Source organism: Microbacterium sp. MDV22-iso44 (assembly GCF_058629135.1).
The window spans coordinates 465,188-489,507 of the sequence record NZ_JBZVWS010000002.1 but is presented as its reverse complement, the minus strand read 5'-3'; the positions used below and the strand labels follow the sequence as shown (position 1 = coordinate 489,507).

The window sequence follows — 24,320 nt, the reverse complement described above, 5'->3', positions numbered from 1 at the left end:
CACTGTGTTGAGACAGTCCAGTAAAGGCCCCGCTTCGGCGGGGCCTTTACTGTTGACGGTCAGATGCCGGGGATGGCGGCCGGCTGACCTGTCTCGTTGTCGATGATGACGATGCGTCCGCCGTCCTGCCGGACGATCGTGAGGTCGGTGCCGACGGGCATGTGCAGGATCGGGAGCACCGCCGGTTCGAGGTGGATGACGGTGTTGAAGCTTACGACCGCCATGTTCGCGGCGTCGTTGATGTAGTCCTCGTCGTCGATCTCCGAGAGGAAGCGCCAGCCGTTGTCGACGGCATCCGCGGCGTCCTCCCGGAAGGCCCAGCGAACGGGCGCACGATGCTCGAGGACGTTCTTCGACACGACCGAGCCGCCGGAGTTCGGGATGTACTCGGGGATCTGCGGGGTCATGGGTCTCCTTCGATTCTCAGGCGAGCAGCCAGCGGGTGAGTCGCCGGATGACCTCCGGCGCGAGCGACGACGCGTAGGCCTCCGCGTCGTGTCCGAGCGCGCTGTAGGCGGCGCGGCATCCGTCGTTCTCGTGCGTCCAGGCGAGCGCGTGCGCGACTCCGTCGGCGTCGTCGTGCACGAGAAGGACGTCGGCGTCGGGAGAGACCCGCAGCGCCGTGTACGCCTCATCCACCGTGTCGAGGTCGGCCAGATCCGCCACGGATGCCGAGACGGGCCGCACGTGCAGCGGTCCGCGCTCGGGGTGAAAGGTCACGTCGCGCACCCAGCGTCCGCCGAGCCGTGCCTCCCACGCCGCGTGCTCCGGCAGCAGCGTCGCCGCGACGTGCAGGACGAGAAGCGGACCGCGGTACCCCGCGAGGATCTCGGCCAGGCGCGAGTCGAGCGGATGCGGCGCGGTGCCGCCGCCCGCATTGATCACGAGTAGGTCCGCAGCGTCGATCCGCGCGGCGAGGTCTTCAAGCGTGTCGACGACGGTGGCGTCGCCCTCCTCCCGGAGCACCTCCGCGACGATCGCACTCGTTTCGACGAACGGATGCCACGGGTCGGCGTAATCCGCACCGCCCGAGAAGACGAGTACACGACGCATCCGCTTACTCTACGAACGATCGCGAGGATCGTTCACCCTCAGTTAAGTTGTGCGCAACTCAATTGCGTGCAACCATAAAGACATGAGAGCGATCGAGCAGATGGTGTGCTTCGGGGTGTACTCGGCCAGCCACGCCTTCGGACAGGCGTATCGGCGCGTGCTCGCGCCGTGGAAGCTGACGTACCCGCAGTACCTCGTCATCGTCGCTCTCGGCGATCAGGAGCCCCGGTCGGTCAAGGAGTTGGGCGCTGAGCTCTTCCTCGATTCCGGGACCCTCTCGCCGCTCATCCGCCGCCTCGAGGCGCGCGGCATCGTCTCCCGTTCGCGCAGCCCTCACGACGACCGTGTCGTCGAGGTCTCGCTGACGGACGACGGCCGTGCGCTCCGCTCGGAGCTGTCCGTCGTCGGCGCGGAGATCGCGCGCTGCACCGGACTCGACGAGGAGAAGGCGCGGATGCTGCTCGACGTGGTCCACGACCTGAACCGCGTCATGCGTACCACCGACGAGGCAATCGCCTCCTGACCCGAAGGACATCATGGAAGCTCTCTACACCGCAGAAGCACTCGCAACCGGAGGCGGCCGCAACGGACACGTCCGCACCGTCGACGGCCTCGTCGACACCGACGTGCGCGTTCCCAAGGAGATGGGTGGCGCCGGTGGCGCCCCGAACCCCGAGGTGTTCTTCGCCGCGGGCTACGCCGCGTGCTTCCACAGCGCCCTGCAGTCCGTCGCCCGCGCGCAGAAGGTGACCCTGGAGGACACCAGCGTCGGCTCGCGCGTCAGCATCGGCTCCAACGGCGAGGGCGGCTTCGGTCTCGCTGTGCAGCTCGAGGTCGTCATCCCGAACCTCCCGCACGACCAGGCGCAGGCGCTCGCCGACGCCGCACACCAGGTGTGCCCCTACTCGAACGCCACGCGCGGCAACATCGAGGTCACCGTCACGGTCGTCGAGGACTGATCTCGGCCGGACTCAGACGACAGGGCTCACGCGCAGCCAGCGGAATCCGCAGGCGGGCAGCGTGAGCCCTTCGTCGATTCCGATCTCGACACCCTCGACCAGGTCGAGGGCGGCAGCTGCGAAGCCGGACAGCGTCACCGCCGGAACGTGCGCGGGCTCTGAAGCGATGTTCGCGAGCACCAGCACGACCGACCCGTCACCGGGGCGCTGATACGCGACGACCGACGGAGCGGGGACGTCGAAACCGATCAGGCGCGTCCCGTCGAACTCCGGCGTCGTGTGGCGGACGGCGATGAGCTTCGTGAGGTCGCGGTGGATGCGGCCGGCCGAGGTGGCGGCATCCGTCTTCTGCGCGTAGCGGTCACGCGGCTTCTGACCGCGATGCGTCCAGCGCGGGTCGTCGCGGCGCTCGGGATCGTCGCGGAACGTCGGGTCGTTCAGCTGACCGACCTCGTCGCCCAGCCACAGCACGGGAAGACCCGGCACGCTCAGCGCGAACGCGTGCGCGAGGGCCACGCGGGCTTCGCCGAGCGGGTCGCCCGCCTCGACCCCGGCGAGCGACGCGGTCGTTCCGGCCACGCCGTCCGCGGTCGCCAGGCCGCGCCCGAACGAGGAGCCGCCCGTGTAGCGAGCGGTGAGCTCGGCGGCATCCGCTCGCCACACCACCGCGTCCGCATCCCGCACCGCGGCGACGTCGATACTGCCGTCGCGTGCCTCGAGCGCGCGCTGCAGGGGTGTCGCGTCGCCCGTGGCGAGCGCGTGCCAGAGGGGAGCGGAACCGGGGGATGCCGGGAGCACATCGACTCCCGGTGCACCGATCGCCAGCACGGGGGCGAGGACGCCCACCGTGTCGCGAGCCGGAAGGAGGAAGACCTCGACCCCGCGCCCGGCGAGGAAGAGGAGATCGTCCACGAGTCCAGCGAGATCGTCGCGCGCGGGGACGTCGACCGCGAGCGAGATGCCGGACAGACGAAGGTGGGCAGCCAGGTCGGAGAGGCGGTCGATCGATCCGAGACCGGGGTCGCCGCGACGGAGGTCGATCGTGCCGTCCTCCCGGCGGGCGAACGGTGACTGGACGTGCAGCACGCTCAGGCCGAGGTCGCGGAGCGCGGGGATCTCGTCACGGAGCCCGGCGAGGTTGCCGGCGTACCTGTCGGCGTAGCAGGCGGCGCCGAGGGCGAACCGCGAACTCGTGCGCACGGGGTTCGCGGCGCGCTGCTCGCCGTGCACCTTGAGGTCGAGGGAGCGACCGTTCGCGGCGACGACCGCCGCCGTCACGAGGTCGACGAGATCGGCAGACGATCCGCGTCGGGCCAGCGCCGCGCGCAGCCCGGGGACGTGCTGGCGGATCCGCTCGGCCGCGGCGTCGTCGATGCGGACGCGCTCCGCGACAGCGGACAGCGTCGCCGCGAGGTCATCCTCGACGGCCCCGATGGTGCTCATGCGGTGGACCTCCCGCCCCCAGCGTAGAGGGCGGGCCCCCGCCGCTCAGTCGGCGCGCGCCACCGTGCGGTCGAGGAACGCGTGGATCGTCGCGTGCAGTGCGGCGGTCGAGGCCGCGTCGATCGCTCCGGAGTGACCGCCCTCGATGGGCTCGAGGTAGTGCACCTCGGCATCCGTCTCGTCTGCCAACCGTGCCGCCATCTTGCGCGCCTGCACGGGGCCGACCCGGTCGTCGCTCGCGGCCGCATAGATGAGGGATGCCGGGTACCGCCGCCCGGGCTCGATGAGGTGATACGGCGAGAAGGTCTTCACGAACTCCCACTCGGCCGGGTCGTCGGGGTCGCCGTACTCCGCGATCCAACTGGCACCGGCCGACAGTCGCGTGTACCGCCTCATGTCGAGGAGGGGCACGCCGCAGACGATCGCCCCGAAGTCGTCGGGGTACTGGGTCAGCATGTTGCCGACGAGCAGGCCGCCGTTGCTGCGGCCGTGGCAGGCGATGCGGTCGGGGGTCGAGACGCCGCGTGCGACGAGGTCGCGCGAGACGGCGGCGAAGTCCTCGTATGCGCGGTGGCGGTTCTCGCGCAGGGCGGCCAGGTGCCACTCGGGTCCGAACTCCCCGCCGCCGCGGATGTTCGCGACGACGTACACGCGTCCCTCCTCGAGCCAGGCGGGGCCGACGATCGTCGGATACTCCGGGGTGAGCGCGTGCTCAAACCCGCCGTAGCCGTTCATGAGGACGGGGAGAGTGCCGGAGCGCTCCCGCGGACCGACCTCGAAGTAGGGCACGCGCGTGCCGTCGGCCGACGTCGCCCAGTGCTGCTCCGCGACGAGTCCGGACGCGTCGAAGGTGGGGCGGCTGCGGTCGACGACGCGGGGCTCGGCGCCGGGGGCGATCACCAGGAGCGTCGGGGGAGTGAGGAAGCCGCGAGCGACCACCCACAGCTCGTCGTCCTCGTCGTCGTCGACGGTGGCGACGCTCGCGCTGAAGAGATCGGCGTCGCCGAGGCCCAGGTCGATGTCGACTCCGGTCAGCGTCTCGGGATCGAGCGACACGAGCCGGCTCTGCACGCGGTCGAGGATCGTGAGGACCAGGCGCGTGCGGGTCCACGTCCACGTTTCGAGCACCGCCGTGTCGCTCGGGGCGAAGGCGACGCGCAGGTCCGACCCGTCGCCCTCCGTGACGGTCTCGAGTGGACCGATGAGGAGGGTGCCCGACGGATGCGTCGTCTCGCCGATGCGCCACGGGGTCGTGGTCCGCACGGTGACGAGGTCGCCGTGAACATCGACGTTCGCGTCCTGCGGCACGGCGATCAGACGCGGCTCGCCGCCGTCCCAGACCCACGATTCGGAGTGGAAGAAGTCGTGCGCGATGACCACGATCGGCGTCGCCGTACCGCCGGTGCGGTCGACGTGCGCGAACACGCCGACGTCCGAGGCGACACCCGTCACGATGGGCGGCGCGTCCGCGAGCGACTCGCCCCGTCGCCAGGCGCGGGCGCTGATCGGATACCCCGAGTCGGTCACGCCGCCGCCGTGCAGTGCGGTGGCGACGAGCAGGGTGTCGCGGTCGACCCACGCGATCATCGTCTTCTCGGCGTCGAGGGCGAACGGGGTGTCGTCGACGAAACGACGTGCGTCGAGGTCGAACTCGCGCACGACGGTGGCGTCGCCGCCGTCGGGGCTCAGCCGCACGAGCGCCCGCCCGCTGCCCGCAGGTCCGTGAGCCGCGCCCGCGAACGCCCACGCCACGCCTTCCTCGCGGCCGAGCGCGTCGACGTCGAGCAGCACCTCCCAGGTCGGTTCGCCCGCTGCGAAGGCGGCGCGGGATGTCCGTCGCCACAGGCCGCGGGGGTTCGCGGCATCCCGCCACAGGTCGTACATGAGATCGCCGTGGCGGCTCGGGACGACGAGTCGATCGGGGTCCTGAAGGATGCCTGTCAGGCGGTGCTCGAGCGCGGTGCGGGTGTCGCCCGAGAAGGCCGCCTCGGTCTCGGCGGTCCGTTCGGCTGCCCAGGCGCGGGCCTCGGGTCCGTCGATCTCCTCCAACCAGAGGAACGGGTCGGCGGGCTCGGGGGCGGTCTCGTGGGCGCTCATGTCGCCAGCCTAAGGCCGTCTCCGACGTGGGCGTTCGCCGTGCGAGAACCGTTGGCACTCGGTGGGTCAGAGTGCTAATCTGAACGTACTTGAGCCGCAGGGGCTCAACTTTAAGACCACATCACCGAAGGAGAGAATCATGGCAACCTACGACCCGTTCCGTGACATCGACCGCCTGGCGTCGACCCTCTTCGACACGCGCCGCGGCCCGCGACGGATGCCGATGGACCTGTTCCGCGACGGCGACCACTACGTCCTGAACGCCGACCTGCCGGGCATCGACCCGGGCTCGGTCGACATCGACGTGGACGGCCAGCTGCTCACCATCCGCGCCGAGCGCACCGTGGGGGCGGCCGACGGGGTGAAGTGGATCACGCGCGAGCGTGAGACCGCGAGCTTCCTGCGCCAGCTGAACCTCGGCCAGGGCATCGACACCGACGCCATCACGGCGACCTACAGCAACGGTGTGCTCACCGTCACCATCCCGGTGAGCGAGAAGGCCAAGCCACGCAAGGTCGAGGTGGTCGCCGACGGTTCGGCCCCGACCATCTCCGCCCGCGAGAGCGATCCGCAGCCGATCGACCAGTGATCACCGCGGCATCCTCGCACTGACGCGAATCGCCCCGCATCCCGTCTCGGATGCGGGGCGATTCGCATGTGTCACACGCCGCGAAGGCGCGCGGTCAGCTTCTCGAGCTGTGCGAGTTCGTCGTCGGTGAGGACCGACATCCGTTCGGCGATCGTCCGACCGTGGACCGTCGCCAGCCGACGGAACATCGTCGCGCCCTTGTCGGTCGCGCGGAGGATCGCGCCGCGGCCGTCCTGCGGGTCGGGCTGCTTGGAGACGAGCCCGCGTGCCACCATCCGGTCGACCAGCCGCGAGACGCTGGGCTGGCTGATGAGCATGTTGGCGGTCACGTCGCGCAGGCGTGCGGTGTGCTCATCGCAGCGCGTCACCGTCAGCAGGACGTCGTACTCGGCACCGGACAGCTGATCGTCGTCGAAGTCCCGGGAGATCTCGGCCATGACCTCGTGCTGCGCGCGGAAGAGGCTCTCCCACGCGGCGATGGCGAGGCGTCGATCGGTCATGGCGTCAACTGTATCGCCGCGGGCAGACGCGCCGAGCGCCGATGGTCGCCTCGGCTTCACCGCGCCGTCACGTGCCGTTCGCACGCTCAGGAGAGCATTCTCATGAACTGTGTTGTCGCTATGTCCTGACAAACCCGCGTGTCATCGATAGTCTGCGACGACTCCCGCAACCGATGGAAGTGAGGCGCGCCCGTGAGCGTGAAGAAACAGACAAGACGAGCAGGCAGCCGGACTCGCGGCGCGATCGGGGGCCTCGGCATCCTCGTCGCGTGCACTCTGGCAGCCGTCCCCGCCTTCGCGGCGGACGGATTCACCGAGGCGCAGAAGACGGCGACCTACTCGTCGGACGCGACCGCCTCGACGGGCGATTCGAGCGCTCCCAGCGCCGACAACTGGTCGGTCCGGATGATGGATGTCTTCCAGAACCTCCGCACCGACCGCGGCCCAGGCGGCAATGCGGCCGTCATGGACTACAACGACGAGCTGACGAGCGAGATCAACCGGACGGCCTCGAAGGCGCAGGTCCAGCGGGCCATCGTCGACCAGTACCAGGACATGTCCGTCAGCATGGGCGACGCGTTCGGGAAGAAGCTCGGCGCGATCTACGCCGAGGCCATCGCCGACGGCGAACTGCCCAAGGTGACCTGGCTGCTCAACAAGGAGGGCGGCAAGCTCGGCTCGACCTCGTCGACGAACCCGCCCAAGAACTACTTCGACTACGACCGGCCGTACATCCGTCTCGACAAGACGAAGGACCTCGTCTACCGCGACAAGGAAGGCGGCGACGCGTGGGGTTCCACGAGCGGCTCCTTCCCGTCGGGCCACACGTCGCAGGCGTACTGGCAGGGCACGGCGCTCGCCGAGATGCTGCCCCAGCTCGCGCCGCAGATCCTCGCCCGCACGGCCGAGGCCGGCAACAACCGCGTCGTGATGGCTGCGCACTACCCACTCGACGTCATCAGCGGCCGCATGATGGGCCAGAAGATCATCGCGCTCCGCCTCGCCGACCCGGCCATGCGCGCGCTCGTCGACGAAGCCGCCGACGAACTGCGCGGCGTTCTGGAGCGCGGCTGCGGCGACACCCTCGAGAACTGCATCAAGAAGGACGTCCCGTACCTGCCGACCGACAAGGCGCTCGCGTACTACGAGGAGCACCTCGGGTACGGCTTCCCCGACATCGGCCCCAAGGGTGAGAAGGTCGTGGTGCCCGCGGGAGCCGAGGAGCTGCTCGTCTCGTCCCACCCCGACCTGACGCCGGCGCAGCGTCGACAGGTGCTCGCGCTGACCGCCGAGGACTCCGGCAACCCCCTCGACGTGGGTGAGCAGGAGAGCTGGCAGCGGATGAACCTCGCGGCGGCTATGGCCGCGAAGGTCACCGTGAAGGCGGACGGCTCGGTCGTGATCGGCGACGGAAGCGTCGAGCCCACCCCGCAGCCCCAGCCGAGCCCGGGCCCGCAGCCCGAGCCCACCCCGGCCCCGGAGCCGACGCCGGCTCCCACGGCTGAGCCCACTCCCGCGCCCGCACCGACCGGTTCGCCCGAGCCGACCCCCGCTCCCCAGCCGACGCTCCCGTCGACCGGCGGCACCCCTGGTGCGCCGGTCGCGAACGGTGACGACCTGCCGGCTGCGGCAGAGGGCGGCATCCAGGCGTCCGTCCGCGGCGACCGCGTCGTCGTCTCGGGGCTGACGGCCGGCGAGCGGTACTCCGGGTTCCTGTACTCGACGCCGACGGCGCTCGGACAGGTGACGGCGGATGCCGCCGGTGCCGCGAGCTTCGCGCTGCCGAACGACGTCGAGCCCGGCGCCCATCGGGTCGCCGTCGTCGACGAGTCCGGCGATCTCGTCGGATGGGCCGCGGTGACCGTCTCGAGCGGTGCGGTCGCGGCGGCTGACGGCGACGAGCTGGCGTCGACCGGTGGTCAGGCCGGGCCGCTGTGGGTCGCAGGCAGTGCCGGTGCGGCGCTTCTCGCGCTCGGGACGGTGCTCGTGATGCGCCGCCGCCGGAGCGAGACCGCCTGACGGGTGATGCAGTAAGGGCCGGCTGGAGAGGCATCCAGCCGGCCCTTGTCCCTTTGCACCAAGAGTGTCCTGCAATCACATGTCGGTAGCTGCCACAGCAAAACATCTACCGTGCAATGACTGTATAACGGCGAGATAACGGTGGCAAGGAATTCCTGTTATCAATTTGTGATGAGCAAGCTCGGTGTCCGGTGTGGCCCTCACCGCGCCGCGGCGGCGGTCGTCCGCTGCTGCCCGATCGCCCACACATAGGGGACGGGCGTGCCGTTGATCGCCCAGTCGCCGACGATGCGTTGCTTGAAGATGACGGGGTTGTGCGACGACACAGCGCGGGCGTTGCGCCAGAAGCGGTCGAGGCGCTTCGTCTCGGAGACAGCCGACGCGCCGAGCGCGTTGAGCACGGTGCTCGTCGCCTCGAGGGAGAGGGACGTGAGGACGATCTGTCCCTGGGCGGACTCGATCTCGGCGCGCTGATTGGCGCGTTCCTCGGCCTCGGGATCGCTCGCGAAGCGCGCCACGTAGGCGTCCTGCGCGGATTCGGCCGCCCGCACCGCGACCGCCCGGGCAGCGAACCCCTGCGCCGTCGCCACCCCGACGGTCTGCTGCACGAGCGGATCCTCTGCCCAGGTTCCGGCGGAGCCGTGGCTGAAGACACGCGTGCGGGCGCGGGCGTGTGCCGCGACCTCCCGCGCCGCGCCCGCGACGAGGCCGGCCTGCGTGGCGAGGTGGACGAGCTGGTAGAAGGCCGTCTGGTAGCGGAAGCGATCGGCGAAGACGGTGATGTCGTCGGGATCGACGCGGGCGTCCTCGAGGATCGTCGTGCCGCTGCCGGTCGTGCGCTGCCCGAAGCCGTCCCAGTCGTCGTGGACGGTCACGCCGGGTTGATCGGCGCGCACGATCGCGATCACGGGGACGCCGTCGTGCTCTGCGTACACGTCGAGCCAGTCGGCGAAGATGCTCCCGGTGCTGTAGAACTTGGTGCCGTTGACGACGAGGTCGTCGCCGCGACGGGTGACCTTCGTGTTGACGTCGCCGACCTTCACCTCGCCGATCTCGGTCCAGGCGTTCCCGGCGATCTCGCCCGAGACGAAGCGCGTGAACCAGGCCGACTGGTCGACGGTCGCGTGCTGGTTGAGGCGGTCCTCGACGTAGGCGAAGTGGCCCCGCAGCGCCTGCGGGATGTTGGAGTCGGCGGCAGCGAGCTCGGTGAGCAGCTCGATCAGCTGGGGGAGGGATGCCCCGGACCCGCCGTACGCACGCGGGACACGGACGGCGCCGAACCCGGCATCGGTGAGCAGCCGGATCTCCTCGCGCGGCAGCCGACGGTCGTTCTCGCGGTCCACCGCGCCGTCGGCGATCTGCGCGAACAACGGCCGGAACCGCGCCGCGAGCGTCTCGTAGTCGGTGCCGAGCGAGAGCTCGTCGTGGCGTGCGGGGTCGTGATGCCGGGTCATGTCGTCGCCTCTCAGCAGTGGGGGTCGTGGTCGTCGCACCCTTGCTACTCGCCGAATCCGCGCGGGGCGCGTTTGTGACGTGAATCGCGGCATCCCGTCGTCACGGGCCGACACACACCGTCACGCCCCGACACACGCGTTCACATCGATTGACACTGCCCGGCGCCCGGGCGGAAGGTTCCGGGGAACCCATCCGATCGCGTCGCCCGCCCGCCCGCGTCGCCAGCCCACGGAGAACACCATGACCGAGCAGACATCCTCGTTCGACCAGGCCTCGACCCACGAGCCGCTGAAGTTCGCGTACTGGGTGCCCAACGTCAGCGGCGGCCTCGTGGTGTCGAACATCGAGCAGCGGACGTCGTGGGACTACGACTACAACGTGAAGCTCGCTCAGACGGCCGAGCGCGTCGGGTTCGAGTACGCCCTGAGCCAGGTGCGCTACCTGTCGAGCTACGGCGCGGCTCAGCAGCACGAGTCGACGTCGATCAGCCTCGCCCTGCTCCTCGCGACCGAGAAGTTGAAGGTCATCGCCGCCGTCCACCCGGGCCTGTGGGAGCCGGCCGTGCTGGCCAAGTTCATCCTCACGGCCGACCAGTTCTCGAAGGGCCGCGCGGCCGTCAACGTCGTCTCGGGCTGGTTCAAGGACGAGTACACGAAGCTCGGCCTCCCGTGGCTCGAGCACGACGAGCGCTACCGCCGCTCCGCCGAGTTCATCGAGGCGCTGCGAAAGCTCTGGACCGAGGAGAACGTGCAGTTCCACGGCGACTTCTATCGCGTGAACGACTTCACGCTGCGCCCCGGCCCCTACCCGGTGCCCGGCCGCCCGCATCCGGACATCTTCCAGGGCGGCAACTCGACGGCCGCGCGCTTCAATGGCGGCGCTCATGCCGACTGGTACTTCTCGAACGGCAAGGACTTCGACGGGTTCACCGAGCAGTACGACGACGTCACCCGGGTCGCCGCTGAGCACGGGCGCACCGTGCGGTTCGGTCTGAACGGGTTCGCGATCGTCCGCGACACTGAGGCGGAAGCACGTGAGCAATTGCGCGAGATCATCGCGCAGGCCGATCCGGCGTCCGTCGAAGGCTTCCGCAAGTCGGTGCAGCAGGCCGGGGCATCCACCGCGGACCGCAAGGGGATGTGGGCCGACTCCTCGTTCGAGGACCTCGTGCAGTACAACGACGGCTTCCGCACCCAGCTGTTCGGTCCGCCCGAGCAGGTCGCCGAGCGCATCATCGCCTACAAGAAGCGCGGGGTGGACCTGTTCCTGCTCGGCTTCCTGCACTTCCAGGAGGAGCTCGAGGCGTTCGGCGAGAAGGTCATCCCGATCGTCCGCGAGCTGGAGGCCGACCTCGCCCGCACCGGCGACCCGATCGGCGTCGCCCGCTGATCAGGGGCGGATGAGGACCTTCAGCGCCTCCCTCGAATCCATCAGGCGGTAGCCCTCGGCGATGTCGTCGAGGGGGAGCTCGCGGTCGAAGACTTTGCCCGGCTCGATGGTGCCGTCGAGCACCTGGGGGATGGCGCCCTCGAGGTAGGCGCGGACGGTGGCCGGCCCGCCGGTGAGGGTCGCGTTCTTGCCGAACAGCGAGGTGAACCCGACCGCGGCATCCTCGTACTGGGGGACGCCGACGCGCGAGATGACGCCGCCGGGGCGGACGATGCCGTAAGCCTGCTCGTATGCCGGCATGTGGCCGACCGCCTCGAGGACGACATGGGCGCCCTCGCCGCCGGTGATCTCGAGCACCTTCGCGACGCCGTCCTCGCCGCGCTCGGCGACGACGTGTGTCGCCCCGAACTCGCGGCCGAGGTCGGTGCGGGCGGTGTGCCGGCCCATCAGGATGATGGTCTCGGCGCCGAGCTGCCGCGCAGCCAGCACGGCGGAGAGGCCCACCGCTCCGTCGCCGATCACCGCGACGGTCTTGCCCGCCTCGACGCCGCCGCGGATAGCCGCGTGGTAGCCGGTGAGGTAGACGTCGGACAGCGTCAGCAGCGACGGCATGAGCGCCTCGTCGGTGCCGGCCGGGATGGCGACGGCGGTGCCGTCGGCGTACGGCACCCGCAGCTTCTCGGCTTGGGTGGCGGATGCGGCGCCGTCGAAGAAGCCCCCATGGATGCAGGAGGTCGTGATCCCGTCGCGGCAGAACGTGCAGGTGCCGTCGGACCAGGCGAAGGGGACGATGACGGTGTCGCCGACCCGGAGGGTCGTCACGTCCTCGCCGATCCGCTCCACCACGCCGACGGCCTCGTGCCCCATGCGGCGTCCCTCGGGGGTGTCCTCGAGGTCGTGATACGGGTGCAGGTCGGAGCCGCAGACGCACGCGTAGGTGACGCGGATGATCGCGTCCGTGGGCGCTTCGAGGGTGGGCTCGGGTACGTCGATGACGCGGACGTCGCCCGCGGAGTACATGAGGGTTGCGCGCATGACTTCTGTTCCTTGTCTCAGTGGTCAGTCGATGATCTCGACGGTGACGGGTCCGCCCACGAGGAGCGCCAGTTGTTCTTCGGTGGCGTCGTAGGTGCCGATGTGGAGCGTGTCGTCGGAGTACTCGATCCCGGAGGCGTCGTAGTAGAACCCGAGGTTCCCCCAGGGTGAGTAGTAGATGAGGTCGCCGTCCTCCGGGTCGGAGCCCGATGATCCCTGCCAGGCGAGTTCGCGGGGCAGGGAGGCGATCTTCTCCCGGCTGTTCAGGTCCTCGAACGACAGCTCGGCCGGGAGGAGGGATAGGAGATCGCGCACCGCCGGGCTGTCCTCGCCGATCGTGACGTCGATCGTGGTGCGGTCGGACGAGAACCGGATGCGCGTCCCCACGACCTCCGCCGGAACGGATGCCGAGGCCGAGGGCGCGTCCGGGCGGGTCGCCGCGGGCTGCGGAGTGGGTTCGGCGGCGCAGCCGCCCAGCAGGGCCACGCCGAGCAGCCCGAAGCCGACAGCTGCCCTGCGGCGCGGCATCCGTCCGCGGGGGTCGCCGATCACGAGGCGCTCCCGACCTGCGGGGAGCGGACCGCCGATGCGGTGCGTCCGCGGGCGAGGAACAGGAAGGAGGCGCCCGCGAGGAGGACGGAGACCGTTGTGACGATGCCGAGCGGCAGGATGCTGAGGGCACCGGCGACCCCGACCAGCGGAGCCGCGACCCCCCCGAACCCGAACCTCACCATCCCGAGGAGGGATGAGGCCGTGCCCGCCATCCGCGGATAGTCGGCGAGGGCGAGGGTCGTCGCCGGGGGAGACGAGATCGCGACCCCGCCCGCCAAGAGGAACAGCGACACGATGACGACCCACAGGGGAAGGGCGGTGAGGCCGGCGACGAGGAGTCCGATCGCGCCGACACCTGACGTCAGGACGCCGGCGGTCAGGGTGCCGGGAATGCTCCACCGCTCGGCGGAGCGCCCGGCGAGGTGTCCCAGGGTCATGAAGCCCGCCGAGTTCAGCCCGAAAGCGAGCGCGTAGCCGAGCGGGGACAGCCCGTAGACGTCCTGCAGGACGAAGGTCGATCCGGCGAGGTAGGCGAACAGGGCGGCGTAGAGGAACCCCTGGTTCAGGACGGCCCCGACGAATGCCCGGTCCCGCAGGAGCGTCCGGAAGTCGGCGACGGTGTGCGCGAAGCCGCCGGCGGTCCGCTCCTCGGGTGCCAGCGTCTCGGGAAACATCCGCAGCGTGACGACCAGGATGGCCGCCCCGATCGCGGCGAGGAAGACGAACAGGCCGCGCCAGTCCGTGACCGCGTCGAGGAGTCCGCCGAGGAGGGGCCCGATGATCGCGGCGAGGCCGCCGACGACCGTCAGGCGCCCGTAGAACCGGATCAACGCGCCGCCCGTGTACACATCGCGGCCCGCGGCCTGCGAGATGACGATGCCGACCCCGCCGGCCAGCCCCTGCACGAACCGGGCCGCGATCAGCAGTTCGACCGTTGGGCTCAGCGCGCACACCGCCGACATCAGGACGTACGCGGCGATGCCGACGAGCAGGATGCCGCGGCGTCCGAACCGGTCCGAGAGGGGGCCTGCGATCAGCTGGCCGGCGGCGAGCCCGATCAGGCAGGCGGTGACGGTGAGCTGAGCCACGGAGGTGACGGCGTCGAGCTCCGCCGTCAGCGCGGGGAGGGCCGGGAGGTAGAGGTCCATCGAGATCGGGCCGAACACGGTCAGCAGCAGGAGCAGGGTCGGCAGCGCCCTCCGGGAGCCGGTGCGTTGCGTGAGAGCGGATGCGGTCATGTCCTTCAGCGTCGTCGCGCTCGGGCGCGGGCGGGAGTCCCTGCCGGAAGGTGTACCGAGAGGGCATCCCTGATCCGGCTCGGCCGATCTAGCCTGTGGGCATGGACAATCGAGCCGAGGTCCGTGAGTTCCTCATGACGCGTCGGGCACGCGTGACGCCGGATGCGGCGGGGATCCCCGCGGGACCGGGCCGAAGGGTCGAGGGGCTCCGGCGCAGCGAGGTCGCTGCCCTCGCCGGCGTGAGCGTGGAGTACTACGCCAAGCTCGAACGGGGAGCGATCGCGGGCGCGTCCGGTGCGGTGCTGGAGTCCCTGTCCCGCGCCTTGCACCTCTCCGACGCCGAGCACGCGCACCTTCTCGACCTCGCACGCAACGCCGACGGGATTCCCGCCTCGGGGCGCCACCGTCGTCGCGCCTCGAAGTCGGGGCCGGTCCGTCCGAGCCTCGAGTGGGCGCTGTCGTCGATCACGGATGCGGTGGCCGTCGTGCGCGACCAGCGTCAGGACCTGATCGCGTTCAACGATCTCGGCCGAGCCTTCTACTCGCCTCTCATCGGTGACGGCGGACGCGTCCCGAACTTCGCACGCTTCCAGTTCCTCGATCCCGTCGCGCGGGACTTCTATCCGGACTGGGATCTGTTCGCGGACATGTGCGTCGCCGTCATCCGCGCCGAGGCCGGCCGCGACCCGCAGGACAAGGGCATCCAGGATCTCGTCGGCGAACTGTCGACCCGCAGCGACGAGTTCCGGAAGCTGTGGGCCGCCCACAACGTCCGTGCCCACGGTTCCGGGAAGAAGCGCTTCCGGCATCCCGCGGTCGGCGAACTCACCCTCGTGTACGAGGAGCTCGCCGTCACCGCGGAGCCCGGTCGTGTCCTGTTGATCTACAGCGCCGAGCCCGGCTCACCCTCGGCGGAGCGGTTGGGGCTGCTCGGGTCGTTGGCGGCGGACGATCGCTCCCGCGTCAGCCCGCCGGCGGGCTGACGCTGGCTCCGATCAGCTCCGGTACACCTGCACGACCGACGGTCGAGGCGCGTTGGGGATGTCGCCCCGTCGCGTCGAGCCGTAGTCGGGGAACAGCGAGGTGGGAGCTGCGACGGTGCCGTTCTCGCCGGGATGCTGCACCGCGACGAACACCAGCTGTTCCCGCGCGTGGATCACGGGGCCGCACGTCTCGGCCTCGCGGGGCACGGCGAGGAACTGCTCCACGTGGCCGCGCTCCCGTCCGGTGAGCGGGACCCGGAACAGGCCGTCGTTGAACCCGATCGTGCTCGGGGCGCCGTCGGTCGAGATCCAGAGGTTGCCGTCCTCGTCGAACGCGAGGTTGTCGGGGCAGGAGATCGGCGACACCTTGTCCTTCGGGTAGCCCGCGAAGTAGGTGCTCGGGTCGGACGGGTTGCCGCACTGCAGCAGGATGCTCCAGCCGAACGACGTGCCCGCCTGACCGTGGCGCTCGGTGATCTCGAGCACGTGACCGAAGCGGTTGCCGGTGCGGGGGTTCGCCTCATCCACCATCGACGTCTTGCCGCGGTCGGAGTTGTTCGTCAGGGCCACGTAGATCTTGCCGGTGCGGAGGCTCGGCTGCACGTCCTCGGGGCGATCCATCTTCGTCGCGCCCATCTTGTCGGCGGCGAGGCGCGTGTAGACGAGGACCTCGTCGATCGTCATGCCGGGGACGACGCTCTTGCCGTGCCGGGTCAGCGCGATCCACTCGCCCGTGCCGTCGAAGGCGCCGTCGGAGGGAAGCTTCCCGGATCCGTCGATCTGGCTCGCGGGGGAGTCGCCGCGGAATCGCGCGACGTACAGGTCGCCCTCCGAGAGCAGCGACATGTTCTTCTTGCGCGACGAGCTGATGCGGTTCTTCGACACGAACTTGTAGAGGTAGTCGTTGCGCTCGTCGTCGCCCATGTAGGCCACGACGCGGCGGTCCTCCGCGACGATGACGTTCGCGCCCTCGTGCTTGAACCGACCCATCGCGGTGTGCTTCTTGGGCGTCGAGGTGGGGTCGTCCGGGTCGATCTCGACGATGTACCCGAAGCGGTTGGGTTCGTTGACGTAGCCGGGGTCGAACGAGTTGAACCGCGGGTCGTAGGCCTCCCAGCCGGTCGAGGTCGTCCGCGAGGCGCTCGCCTGGTAGCGCTTCTGGCCGGCCGTGTCGGCGGCCCACGCGAAGTAGCCGTTGAAGTTCTCCTCGCCCGAGAGGATCGTGCCCCACGGGGTCGTGCCGCCCGAGCAGTTGCCGAGCGTGCCGTGGACCCAGCGGCCCTCGGGGTCGGCGGCGGTCTTCACCAGGTCGGAGCCGGCGGCGGGGCCGGTCAGTTCGAACACGGTCTCGACCGTGATGCGCCGGTTGCGGCGGCCGTCGACCACGTAGCGCCACGGCTTGCCGCGGCGACGACGCGTGATCTCGACGACCGACATGCCCTGGGCCGCCTTGAACACCTCACCGCGACGGCGGAGCTCGGCGGCATCCGTCGACGGCGGGAACATGATGTTCGGGTTGACGTACTCGTGGTTGTTGACGAGGACGCCGGTCTTGCCGGAGCGGTCGGCGAGGACGTCGAGGTAGTCGCTGTTGTAGCCGAACTGGCGCTCCTGCGCGGCGCGGCTCTGCCCGTCGAGCGAGAACGTCGGCGCGTCCGAGAACAGCGGGTCGCCCCAGCGGATGATCGGCGACCACGTGTAGCCCTTCGGGACCGTGAGCGCGTCGACGGTTGCCGGGACCGGAGCGATCGGCTGGAACGGCAGGCTGTGGTGATTCCAGCCCCAGTGGGACTCGACCGCCCCGCCCGTCGTGGCGGCGGATGCGGCCTGGGGGGTGAGGACGCCGAACGCGTCCGTCGCGACCACGACGGCGCCCGCGGCCGCGGCGCCGATGAGCATGCGGCGCGAGAGAGCGAGCTCGGCGATGCTGCGGAACGTCGGGTTGTCCGACCCGTTGCATTCGGGGCCGAGGCACGCGTTCGCGCACTTGAACTGGCAGGTCACGGCGGAGCGCTTTCCGACGGCGTGAGCCGCGAGGGGAAGCGTCGTGCGGGTGGTGGGGGGTTCCACAGTGGTCACAGGGGGGTCCTCTCGTGCAGATCCGTTCCAGGATCCGTCGGCGTTCCTGCGACGGGGTGAATCACCGGTGAACAGCGCGTGACGGTCCTCGGGTGCCACGATGAGGGCGTGCCCCGCTCATTCCGAACCCTTTCGAAGCTCCGCCCCGGCGACCGCGTCGCCGTGCTCTCGCCGTCGTTCGCGGCGCCCGGCTTCGCCCCCGCGGTGCACGAGCAGGCGCTCCGCCGCATCCGCGACGAACTCGGGCTCGAGCCGGTCGAGTATCCGACGACGCGGATGCTGGGGGCCGACCCGCGCGCCCGCGCCACCGACGTCGAGGCGGCGCTCGCGGCATCCGACGTCCGTGCCGTCTTCGCGAGCATCGGCGGGGACGACCAGATCACGGTCGTGCCGCACGTCGACCTCGCGGGTGCGCTCGCCGACCCGAAGCCGTTCGTCGGGTACAGCGACAACACACACCTGCTGAACGCCCTCTGGCAGGCGGGCGTGCCCGGCTTCTACGGCGGGTCGACGCAGGTGCACATCGGCGCGGGGCCGGGGGTCGACGGCATCCATCTGCAGTCGCTGCGCGCCGCGCTGTTCGACGGCGGCGAGCTCGAGCTGACCGAACCGGGCGAATCCGAGGACACCGGTGTGGACTGGCTCGACCCACGGGCGCTGATCTCGTACGGCGACCGCGTCCCGACCGAGCCGTGGACGTGGTCCGGGCCGACGCAGGTCGTCGAGGGCCGCACCTGGGGCGGGTGCCTCGACGTGCTCGACGAGATCGGCCTGGCGGGACGGATGCCGGAGCTCGAGGACCTCCGCGGTGGCATCCTCCTGCTGGAGACGAGTGAGGAACTGCCCTCGCCCCGCCTCGTCGCGCGCTGGGTCCGCGCACTGGGCGAGCGCGGCGTGCTCGGCGCCGTCGCGGGCGTCGTCGCGCGGCCGCCGGTCAGCACATTCGGCGACGAACCGGATGCCGAGACCCGGCGCGCGCGCCGCGAGGCGCAGCGCGAGGTGGTCACCGGGCTCGTCGCCCGCTACAACCCCGACGCCGTCGTCTGCGTCGGCGTGCCCTTCGGGCACACGCGTCCGCAGTGGATCGTGCCGTACGGCGGGACGATGCGCCTCGACGGCGTCGAGCGGCGCGTGTTCGCCTCGTACGACTGACCTGGCGGGCTCAGCCGGAGGCGACCGCGAACAGGCCCGCGACCCCCACCGCGTAGAGCACGAGGACCGTCAGCGAATCGACGCCCATCCCCAGTATCCGCCGCGAAGGACGGAAGATGAGCCCGACCACGTAGACCAGGGTCAGCAGGGCAGCGAGGGCGGTGAGGTAGATGTCCGTCGCGCCCGCGCGCGGCAGGACGGCCTGGCCCGAGATGACGGTCGCGACGAGGAAGAGCACCGGAAGGAACGCGTTGCCCCCGAAGATGTCGCTCATCGCGAGGTTGTCGTCGCCCTGCCGGATCGCCTGCAGGCCTGTGGAGATCTCGGGGAGCGAGGTCGCGAGGGCGAGGAACGTGGCGCCGAACAGGACGCCCGAGAGCCCGATGTCCTCGGCGATGGCGTCGCCGGCGCGCTCGAGGACCACACCGGCGCCGAGCGTCGCCGCGGCGGCGACCAGGAAGATCGTGACGACCAGCCATGTCGGCCGGCTCTTGTGGGGGTGCTGCGGCTTCGAGCGGCGGTGTCCGGGGGTGTGCGGCGACGCATCGTCGACGGTTCCGCTGCCGCTCCAGGGCAGGTGGCGACCGGCGCGCTGCACGAGCAACAGGCCCGCGATCCAGAGCGCGGTGATGAGGACGACGTCCGGCGTGAGGCGCAGGGCGACGAGTCCTTCCGGCAGCTGGCTGCCGGCCACGACGGCCGCGAGCACGGCCACCACGACGAGCCCTTCGAGGACCAGCACGAGGGATGCCGCGCGGTAGGTCAACGGCTTCACCCCGCGGCCCCGGCGGCCGAACGCGTCGAGTACGACGAGGACGACGGTCTGCAGTGCGATGCCACCGAGGATGTTGCCGACCGCCACCCCGAGGTTGCCCGCCGCGGCGGCGCTGACCGTGATGGCGATCTCGGGCAGGTTCGTCGCGACGGCGAGGATGATCAGCCCGCCGAAGGCGCTGCCGATGTGCCAGCGCGCGTCGAGCACGTCGGTGGTCTTCGAGAGTTGGATGCCGGCGACCCAGACGACGGCGGCGGCTGCGACGAAGACGACGACGACCAGCCAGAACGGGAGCGAGTTCACCGCACCAGTGCACACCCGGAGGCGGCCGTCCGTATAGCGGTTGACGGCGCCGGCAGAGCGTCTCCTACGAGGACGGGTCGACGACCAGCGCGTACTCGGTACCCGACCGCGTGCGTTCGACGAGGTCGTGGTCGACGAGGTGCCGCCGGAGGGCGGCGACGTCGTCGGTGAGGGCTTCGAGCCGCTCGTTGATCCCGCGCTCGTCCAGGACCTCGCCGGGGGCGAGGATGCGGGCGGCGAGGAGAATCAGGAGTTCGCGGCGTTCGTCCGGATTCGACGGATACCCGATCAGACGTCCGTCAGGTGAGAGGTAGCGCGCGATGCCCGTCGGCCTCGGCGCGGAAGGCGCGGCGGCCAGGACGCGGGCGAACGCCCCGCCGTCCGCCCGCAGGTCATCCGTGAGCAGCCCGGCGCGCTGCAGCGTCTCGACCACGTGGCGCCGACGCGACGGCGACAGGCCCTCGAGGGCGTCGTCCGCAGTGGCCCCGAGTGTCAGCCGGGCGAACGCCTCGCGAACGCGGTCGTTCGCGAGCGCGGCCACGAGCGGACGCCACTGGTCATCGCCCGATCGGTCCATGCCAGCACGCTATCGCGCGGCGGGCAGCCTCAGCATCGCGACCGGCCGCGCCCCCGGCACGCCCTCGATCGGGCTGAGCTCCTCGAACCCGAGGCGTCGGTAGAGGCGACGGTTGTCGGGAGTGGAGGATTCGAGGTACGCGCTCTGACGTGTGGTGTCGAGCGTGTCGAGCTGCGCCGACAGCAGCGCCCCGCCCACGCCCCTGCCGCGCGCCGCGGCGCTCACTCCGATCTCGGCGAGGTACCAGTGCGGGGCGCGCGGCCGGTGGCGCGCGAGGCGAGAGAGCAGGGACAGGGCCCGCGGCATCCCGAGCCAGCCGAGCGCCCGCGCGAAGCGGGGGAGCTCCGACGCCTGGCGTGCGAGCGCCCCCCGCTCGGCGTGCGGCCCCTCCCACGCGGCGACGCCGAGGATCGTGCCGTCCGCATCGCGCGCGAGGTCGACCGTGCCCGTCGCGTACGGCCCACTGGCGAGCAGGCCGTGGAACAGATCGGTGAGCCGTTCGTGCCGACGCCGCGTGCCCGGCACGACGGCCGCCATGACGGGGTCCTGCGCGAACGCTTCGGCGAGGATCGCGGCGGCGGGAGCGAGGTCGGTGGCACGGGCGGGGGTCACGCTGATCATGAGATCTCCTCAATTGGTCCGAGTGGATAAAACTAGTATGGATGCCACCACGCGCCGCACGCTCGGAGATCACTGTGAACGACCCGTCACCTCGCCGGACCTATCTCGACGTCGACGATCGCCGACGCCAGCTGCTCGACGCCGCGGTCGAGGTCATGGTGCACGACGGGGTCGCCGCGCTGTCGCTCCGCAGCGTCGCGCAGCGAGCGGGTGTCGCCCATCGCGTCGTGAGCTACGCCTTCGGGTCGAAGGCCGATCTCGTGACCGCCCTGCTCGAGCGGGAGTCCGGGCTGCTGACGCACCGGCTGTGGGCCGAGCCGCTCGCACCGCTCCCCCTCGGCGATGCCGTCGCTGCGGCGCTCCACACCTTCGTCGCCGAGCTGCGGCGCGAGCGCGTGCGACACGAACGTCTCGCCGAGCTCACCGCGATGGCCCGCTCATCCGAGGCGCTCGCCGGTGCCGCACGGGCCGAGACCGAGGCAGTCCGCGGGGAGATCGAGCGGCTCGTCGAGGCGTGGATCGCGTCCCGCGACGGTGTGCTGACCGCGCCGACGGCGACGCTCGTGGCCGTCGTGCATGCGGCGGCCGAGGGACTCGCCGCGTGGTGGCTCGCGACCGGAGACGACGACCACGTCGACGATGTCATCCGGGTGTTCGCCGCGGGGCTCGCCGCATTCGAACGCGCGTAGCGGACGCACAGCAGACGCATCGAAAAACCGCCCTACGCTGGCGGGACACCGAGGAGGACACACGACGATGACTTCGACACCGCCGGCATCCGATCTGCAGGAACGCCCCTGGCTGGCCGCTTACGCGCCCGGCGTCCCCGCAGACATCGACCCCGTCGACGAGACGCTCGTCGACCTGCTCGACCACTCGGTCGCGCGCTACGGGTCGAAGGTCGCGACCGAGTTCTTCGGCGCCGAAACCACCTACGCCGAACTCGGCGAGCAGGTCTCGCGCGCGGCGAACGCCCTGCGCAAGCTCGGCGTCAGCGCCGGCGACCGCGTCGCGCTCGTCCTCCCGAACTGCCCTCAGCACATCGTCGCGTTCTACGCCGCTCTGCGCATCGGCGCGATCGTCGTCGAGCACAACCCGACCTACACGGCCCGTGAGCTGCGGCACCAGTTCGAGGTGCACGAGGCCGTCGTCGCGATCGTCTGGGACAAGATCGCCGACATGGTCGCCGAGTTCCCGAGCGACATCGCGCCCGCCGCGATCGTCGCCGTCGACATGACCGACGCCCTGCCCTGGGCATCGCGCACCGCCCTGCGCCTGCCCGTCCCCGCCCTCCGCGAGCGACGCGAGGCGCTGACCTCGAAGCCGACCGCGCGGGGGATCATCCGGTGGTCGCAGTTCACGAACGCCCGCCGGCTGCCCCGCAAGTACGCGCGGCCCGTCCTCGACGACACCGCGCTCCTGCAGCTCACGAGCGGGACGACCGGGATGCCGAAGGCCGCCGTCCTCTCGCACCGGAACCTCCGCTCGAACGCGGAGCAGGGGCGCGCGTGGGTGCCGGGGCTGACCGAGGGCGAAGAGACGTTCTACGCCGTCCTCCCGATGTTCCACGCCTACGGGCTGACCCTCTGCCTCACCTTCGCGGTGTCGATCGGGGCACGGATCGTGCTGTTCCCCAAGTTCGACGTCGACCTCGTCGTGGGCGCGTTGAAGAAGTCGCCGCCGACGTTCCTGCCGGGCGTGCCGCCGATCTACGACGCGCTGTCGCGGGCCAGCACCCGCAAGGGCGTCGACCTCTCGACGATCCGCTTCGCGATCTCGGGTGCCATGAGCCTCCCGGTCCCCACCGTGACCCGGTGGGAGGAGGTCACGGGCGGCCTGCTCGTCGAGGGCTACGGCATGACCGAGACCTCGCCGGTCGCCCTCGGCAACCCGATCGGCGCGACGCGCCGCCCGGGCACCGTCGGCGTGCCGTTCCCCAGCACGGACATCCGGGTGGTCGACCCCGACGACCCGAACGTCGACCGTCCCGCCGGTGAGGCGGGCGAGCTCCTCATCCGCGGGCCGCAGGTGTTCCAGGGCTACTGGCGCCGCCCCGAGGAGACCGCCGCGGTCCTCCTCGACGGCGGATGGCTGCGCACCGGAGACATCGTCACCGTCTCGGAGGACGGCTTCGTCACCGTCGTCGACCGCGTCAAGGAGCTCATCATCACGGGCGGGTTCAACGTCAGCCCGAGCGAAGTCGAGCAGGTTCTGACGCTGCACCCCGACGTCGAGTCCGCCGCGATCGTGGGCGTCCCACGGGCCACCGGCGGCGAGGACGTGGTCGCGGCTGTCGTCATGAAGCCGGGGACGGCGTTCGAGGCATCCGCCCTCAAGGACTTCGCCCGCTCGCACCTCGCCGCCTACAAGGTGCCCCGCAAGGTCGTGCAACTCGACGATCTGCCGCGCTCGCAGATCGGCAAGGTGCTGCGCCGCCAGGTGCGGGAGCAGCTGACCGCGGGCTGATCTGTCAAGGGTCGTCGCGCTGGGCGGTGTCGACTGGCAGGGTGGATGCCGCACCCCACCCCGTCGAAGGAGACTCATGTCGCAGCGCACACTCGGACCGTTCACCGTCTCGGCCATCGGACTCGGCGCGATGCCGGTGTCGATGAACGGCAACGGTCTGCCCTCGCACGACGACGCCGTCGCGACGGTGCGCGCGGCGCTCGACGCGGGCGTGACGCTCGTCGACACCGCCGACATCTACGCCCCCAGCTGGGACGAGATGGGCCACAACGAGCGGATCGTCGCCGACGCACTCGCCGGCTGGGACGGCGACCGGTCGTCGATCGTCGTCGCCACGAAGGGCGGCATCACCCGGACGGCCGAGAAGGACTTCGGCCGCGACGGATCTCTCGGCTACCTCCGCAGCGCCGTCCAGAAGTCGCTCGCCAACCTGCAGGTCGACGTCATCGACCTGTACCAGTACCACCGCCCCGACCGCTGGATGGTCTACGGCGAGGTCATGCAGAACCTCAAGACGCTGCAGGACGAGGGACTCGTCCGCACCGTCGGCATCTCGAACGCCAGCGTCGAGGAGATCCAGATCGCGCAGGAGGTCCTCGGTGAGGGCAACCTGACGAGCGTGCAGAACGAGTTCTCCCCGCGGCATCCCGGCAGCTACGGCGAGCTCCGGTACTGCGTCGAGAACGGCATCGCCTTCCTGCCGTGGAGCCCGCTCGGCGGCATCGGCGGCGCCGGCTCGATCGGGGAGCGGTTCACGGTGATCGCCGAGATCGGCCAGGCGCACGGCGTGAGCCCCCAGCAGGTCGTCCTCGCCTGGGAGCTGTCGCTCGGCGAGACCGTCATCCCCATCCCCGGGGCGAGCCGCCCGGCATCCATCACCGACTCGTTCCAGGCGCGCAACCTCGAGCTGTCGGCGGACGAGCTCGCCCGCTGCTCGACCGCCGTCGGCATCGAGGTCTGAGGCGCGTTCGGCCCTGGGGCTCGGTCGCCGTGCCCGATGCAGGTTCAGCGTGCGAAACGGCGGCCGTGGCGGCC

Annotated in this window: 23 protein-coding genes; 10 read left to right on the top strand and 13 right to left on the bottom strand. The window is 70.7% G+C overall.

Annotated features, from left to right (window positions below; translation table 11 throughout):
* Positions 1–59 precede the first annotated feature (59 nt).
* Entirely contained in the window at positions 60–407 is a 348-nt protein-coding gene (locus AC4NN1_RS09150; protein WP_018185514.1) for a DUF2185 domain-containing protein, read from the bottom strand.
* A 16-nt stretch (positions 408–423) separates the two neighbouring features.
* The gene (locus AC4NN1_RS09145; protein WP_491955102.1) at positions 424–1,053 is read right to left on the bottom strand and encodes a ThuA domain-containing protein; all 630 of its coding nucleotides are present in this window, start codon (positions 1,051–1,053) and stop codon (positions 424–426) included.
* 100 nt (positions 1,054–1,153) lie between these two features.
* Between AC4NN1_RS09145 and AC4NN1_RS09140 the strand changes: the two genes are divergently transcribed.
* On the top strand, positions 1,154–1,576 hold the full coding sequence (locus AC4NN1_RS09140) for a MarR family winged helix-turn-helix transcriptional regulator (protein WP_020097976.1): 423 nt from the start codon (positions 1,154–1,156) through the stop codon (positions 1,574–1,576).
* 13 nt (positions 1,577–1,589) lie between these two features.
* Positions 1,590–2,012, top strand: a complete 423-nt coding sequence (locus AC4NN1_RS09135) for an organic hydroperoxide resistance protein (RefSeq protein ID WP_020097977.1) — start codon at positions 1,590–1,592, stop codon at positions 2,010–2,012.
* A gap of 12 nt (positions 2,013–2,024) precedes the next feature.
* On the opposite strand, the gene AC4NN1_RS09130 is transcribed toward AC4NN1_RS09135, so the two are convergent.
* Together AC4NN1_RS09130 and AC4NN1_RS09125 are read right to left on the bottom strand one after the other, a co-directional pair.
* Positions 2,025–3,455: an alpha-amylase family glycosyl hydrolase gene (locus AC4NN1_RS09130; protein ID WP_491955101.1), complete on the bottom strand. Its 1,431-nt coding sequence runs from the start codon at positions 3,453–3,455 to the stop codon at positions 2,025–2,027.
* Positions 3,456–3,500: 45 nt separating this feature from the next.
* Complete coding sequence (locus AC4NN1_RS09125) at positions 3,501–5,552, bottom strand: prolyl oligopeptidase family serine peptidase (protein WP_491955100.1); 2,052 nt, start codon at positions 5,550–5,552, stop codon at positions 3,501–3,503.
* Positions 5,553–5,691: 139 nt separating this feature from the next.
* Here AC4NN1_RS09125 and AC4NN1_RS09120 point away from each other — a divergent pair, with 139 nt between their 5' ends.
* The gene (locus AC4NN1_RS09120; RefSeq protein WP_018185508.1) at positions 5,692–6,141 is read left to right on the top strand and encodes an Hsp20/alpha crystallin family protein; all 450 of its coding nucleotides are present in this window, start codon (positions 5,692–5,694) and stop codon (positions 6,139–6,141) included.
* Positions 6,142–6,212: 71 nt separating this feature from the next.
* On the opposite strand, the gene AC4NN1_RS09115 is transcribed toward AC4NN1_RS09120, so the two are convergent.
* A complete protein-coding gene (locus AC4NN1_RS09115; RefSeq protein ID WP_018185507.1) occupies positions 6,213–6,641 on the bottom strand; it encodes a MarR family winged helix-turn-helix transcriptional regulator in 429 nt (142 codons plus the stop codon).
* Positions 6,642–6,833: 192 nt separating this feature from the next.
* Between AC4NN1_RS09115 and AC4NN1_RS09110 the strand changes: the two genes are divergently transcribed.
* Positions 6,834–8,660 carry an acid phosphatase gene (locus AC4NN1_RS09110; RefSeq protein WP_018185506.1) on the top strand — a complete coding sequence of 609 codons (1,827 nt, stop codon included), beginning with the start codon at positions 6,834–6,836 and terminating at the stop codon, positions 8,658–8,660.
* A gap of 200 nt (positions 8,661–8,860) precedes the next feature.
* Here AC4NN1_RS09110 and AC4NN1_RS09105 read toward each other — a convergent pair whose 3' ends face one another.
* Positions 8,861–10,114, bottom strand: coding sequence for an acyl-CoA dehydrogenase family protein (locus AC4NN1_RS09105; protein ID WP_018185505.1), 1,254 nt, complete (start codon positions 10,112–10,114; stop codon positions 8,861–8,863).
* Positions 10,115–10,355: 241 nt separating this feature from the next.
* Here AC4NN1_RS09105 and sfnG point away from each other — a divergent pair, with 241 nt between their 5' ends.
* Positions 10,356–11,504, top strand: coding sequence for a dimethylsulfone monooxygenase SfnG (sfnG, locus tag AC4NN1_RS09100; RefSeq protein WP_491955099.1), 1,149 nt, complete (start codon positions 10,356–10,358; stop codon positions 11,502–11,504).
* Here sfnG and AC4NN1_RS09095 read toward each other — a convergent pair whose 3' ends face one another.
* From AC4NN1_RS09095 to AC4NN1_RS09085, 3 genes are read right to left on the bottom strand one after another with little or no spacing between them, the layout of a single operon-like run.
* Positions 11,505–12,539: a zinc-binding dehydrogenase gene (locus tag AC4NN1_RS09095; protein WP_081416952.1), complete on the bottom strand. Its 1,035-nt coding sequence runs from the start codon at positions 12,537–12,539 to the stop codon at positions 11,505–11,507. It abuts the gene before it with no gap.
* Between the two features lie 24 nt (positions 12,540–12,563).
* The gene (locus AC4NN1_RS09090) at positions 12,564–13,091 is read right to left on the bottom strand and encodes a cyclophilin-like fold protein (RefSeq protein ID WP_491955098.1); all 528 of its coding nucleotides are present in this window, start codon (positions 13,089–13,091) and stop codon (positions 12,564–12,566) included.
* The gene (locus AC4NN1_RS09085; RefSeq protein WP_491955097.1) at positions 13,088–14,329 is read right to left on the bottom strand and encodes a multidrug effflux MFS transporter; all 1,242 of its coding nucleotides are present in this window, start codon (positions 14,327–14,329) and stop codon (positions 13,088–13,090) included. Before AC4NN1_RS09085 ends, AC4NN1_RS09090 begins: the two co-directional genes overlap by 4 nt.
* A gap of 101 nt (positions 14,330–14,430) precedes the next feature.
* Here AC4NN1_RS09085 and AC4NN1_RS09080 point away from each other — a divergent pair, with 101 nt between their 5' ends.
* Positions 14,431–15,312, top strand: coding sequence for a helix-turn-helix transcriptional regulator (locus AC4NN1_RS09080; protein ID WP_491955096.1), 882 nt, complete (start codon positions 14,431–14,433; stop codon positions 15,310–15,312).
* A gap of 12 nt (positions 15,313–15,324) precedes the next feature.
* Here the strand turns inward: AC4NN1_RS09080 and AC4NN1_RS09075 are convergent, their stop codons facing one another.
* Positions 15,325–17,391, bottom strand: coding sequence for a PhoX family protein (locus tag AC4NN1_RS09075; RefSeq protein ID WP_491955095.1), 2,067 nt, complete (start codon positions 17,389–17,391; stop codon positions 15,325–15,327).
* Between the two features lie 108 nt (positions 17,392–17,499).
* Between AC4NN1_RS09075 and AC4NN1_RS09070 the strand changes: the two genes are divergently transcribed.
* Positions 17,500–18,543, top strand: coding sequence for a S66 family peptidase (locus tag AC4NN1_RS09070; RefSeq protein WP_491955094.1), 1,044 nt, complete (start codon positions 17,500–17,502; stop codon positions 18,541–18,543).
* A 10-nt stretch (positions 18,544–18,553) separates the two neighbouring features.
* On the opposite strand, the gene AC4NN1_RS09065 is transcribed toward AC4NN1_RS09070, so the two are convergent.
* The 3 genes from AC4NN1_RS09065 to AC4NN1_RS09055 form a co-directional block, all read right to left on the bottom strand.
* The gene (locus AC4NN1_RS09065; protein WP_491955093.1) at positions 18,554–19,621 is read right to left on the bottom strand and encodes a sodium:calcium antiporter; all 1,068 of its coding nucleotides are present in this window, start codon (positions 19,619–19,621) and stop codon (positions 18,554–18,556) included.
* Positions 19,622–19,685: 64 nt separating this feature from the next.
* Entirely contained in the window at positions 19,686–20,198 is a 513-nt protein-coding gene (locus tag AC4NN1_RS09060; RefSeq protein ID WP_491955092.1) for a DUF2087 domain-containing protein, read from the bottom strand.
* Positions 20,199–20,207: 9 nt separating this feature from the next.
* Complete coding sequence (locus AC4NN1_RS09055) at positions 20,208–20,819, bottom strand: GNAT family N-acetyltransferase (protein WP_018185495.1); 612 nt, start codon at positions 20,817–20,819, stop codon at positions 20,208–20,210.
* A gap of 74 nt (positions 20,820–20,893) precedes the next feature.
* Here AC4NN1_RS09055 and AC4NN1_RS09050 point away from each other — a divergent pair, with 74 nt between their 5' ends.
* The 3 genes from AC4NN1_RS09050 (at position 20,894) to AC4NN1_RS09040 (ending at position 24,246) form a co-directional block, all read left to right on the top strand.
* Positions 20,894–21,508: a TetR/AcrR family transcriptional regulator gene (locus AC4NN1_RS09050; protein ID WP_491955091.1), complete on the top strand. Its 615-nt coding sequence runs from the start codon at positions 20,894–20,896 to the stop codon at positions 21,506–21,508.
* Between the two features lie 67 nt (positions 21,509–21,575).
* Entirely contained in the window at positions 21,576–23,285 is a 1,710-nt protein-coding gene (locus tag AC4NN1_RS09045) for a long-chain-fatty-acid--CoA ligase (RefSeq protein ID WP_491955090.1), read from the top strand.
* A 76-nt stretch (positions 23,286–23,361) separates the two neighbouring features.
* Positions 23,362–24,246, top strand: a complete 885-nt coding sequence (locus tag AC4NN1_RS09040; RefSeq protein ID WP_491955089.1) for an aldo/keto reductase — start codon at positions 23,362–23,364, stop codon at positions 24,244–24,246.
* Positions 24,247–24,320: the final 74 nt, after the last annotated feature.

Excerpts from the sequence above, each read along its gene's own strand:
- sfnG (WP_491955099.1), top strand. The coding sequence starts at position 10,356 with ATGACCGAGCAGACATCCTCGTTCGACCAGGCCTCGACCCACGAGCCG.
- AC4NN1_RS09115 (WP_018185507.1), bottom strand. The coding sequence starts at position 6,641 with ATGACCGATCGACGCCTCGCCATCGCCGCGTGGGAGAGCCTCTTCCGC.
- AC4NN1_RS09095 (WP_081416952.1), bottom strand. The coding sequence starts at position 12,539 with ATGCGCGCAACCCTCATGTACTCCGCGGGCGACGTCCGCGTCATCGAC.
- AC4NN1_RS09060 (WP_491955092.1), bottom strand. The coding sequence starts at position 20,198 with ATGGACCGATCGGGCGATGACCAGTGGCGTCCGCTCGTGGCCGCGCTC.
- AC4NN1_RS09105 (WP_018185505.1), bottom strand. The coding sequence starts at position 10,114 with ATGACCCGGCATCACGACCCCGCACGCCACGACGAGCTCTCGCTCGGC.
- AC4NN1_RS09080 (WP_491955096.1), top strand. The coding sequence starts at position 14,431 with ATGGACAATCGAGCCGAGGTCCGTGAGTTCCTCATGACGCGTCGGGCA.
- AC4NN1_RS09150 (WP_018185514.1), bottom strand. The coding sequence starts at position 407 with ATGACCCCGCAGATCCCCGAGTACATCCCGAACTCCGGCGGCTCGGTC.
- AC4NN1_RS09145 (WP_491955102.1), bottom strand. The coding sequence starts at position 1,053 with ATGCGTCGTGTACTCGTCTTCTCGGGCGGTGCGGATTACGCCGACCCG.
- AC4NN1_RS09055 (WP_018185495.1), bottom strand. The coding sequence starts at position 20,819 with ATGATCAGCGTGACCCCCGCCCGTGCCACCGACCTCGCTCCCGCCGCC.
- AC4NN1_RS09120 (WP_018185508.1), top strand. The coding sequence starts at position 5,692 with ATGGCAACCTACGACCCGTTCCGTGACATCGACCGCCTGGCGTCGACC.
- AC4NN1_RS09140 (WP_020097976.1), top strand. The coding sequence starts at position 1,154 with ATGGTGTGCTTCGGGGTGTACTCGGCCAGCCACGCCTTCGGACAGGCG.
- AC4NN1_RS09125 (WP_491955100.1), bottom strand. The coding sequence starts at position 5,552 with ATGAGCGCCCACGAGACCGCCCCCGAGCCCGCCGACCCGTTCCTCTGG.
- AC4NN1_RS09130 (WP_491955101.1), bottom strand. The coding sequence starts at position 3,455 with ATGAGCACCATCGGGGCCGTCGAGGATGACCTCGCGGCGACGCTGTCC.
- AC4NN1_RS09040 (WP_491955089.1), top strand. The coding sequence starts at position 23,362 with ATGTCGCAGCGCACACTCGGACCGTTCACCGTCTCGGCCATCGGACTC.
- AC4NN1_RS09135 (WP_020097977.1), top strand. The coding sequence starts at position 1,590 with ATGGAAGCTCTCTACACCGCAGAAGCACTCGCAACCGGAGGCGGCCGC.
- AC4NN1_RS09085 (WP_491955097.1), bottom strand. The coding sequence starts at position 14,329 with ATGACCGCATCCGCTCTCACGCAACGCACCGGCTCCCGGAGGGCGCTG.
- AC4NN1_RS09045 (WP_491955090.1), top strand. The coding sequence starts at position 21,576 with ATGACTTCGACACCGCCGGCATCCGATCTGCAGGAACGCCCCTGGCTG.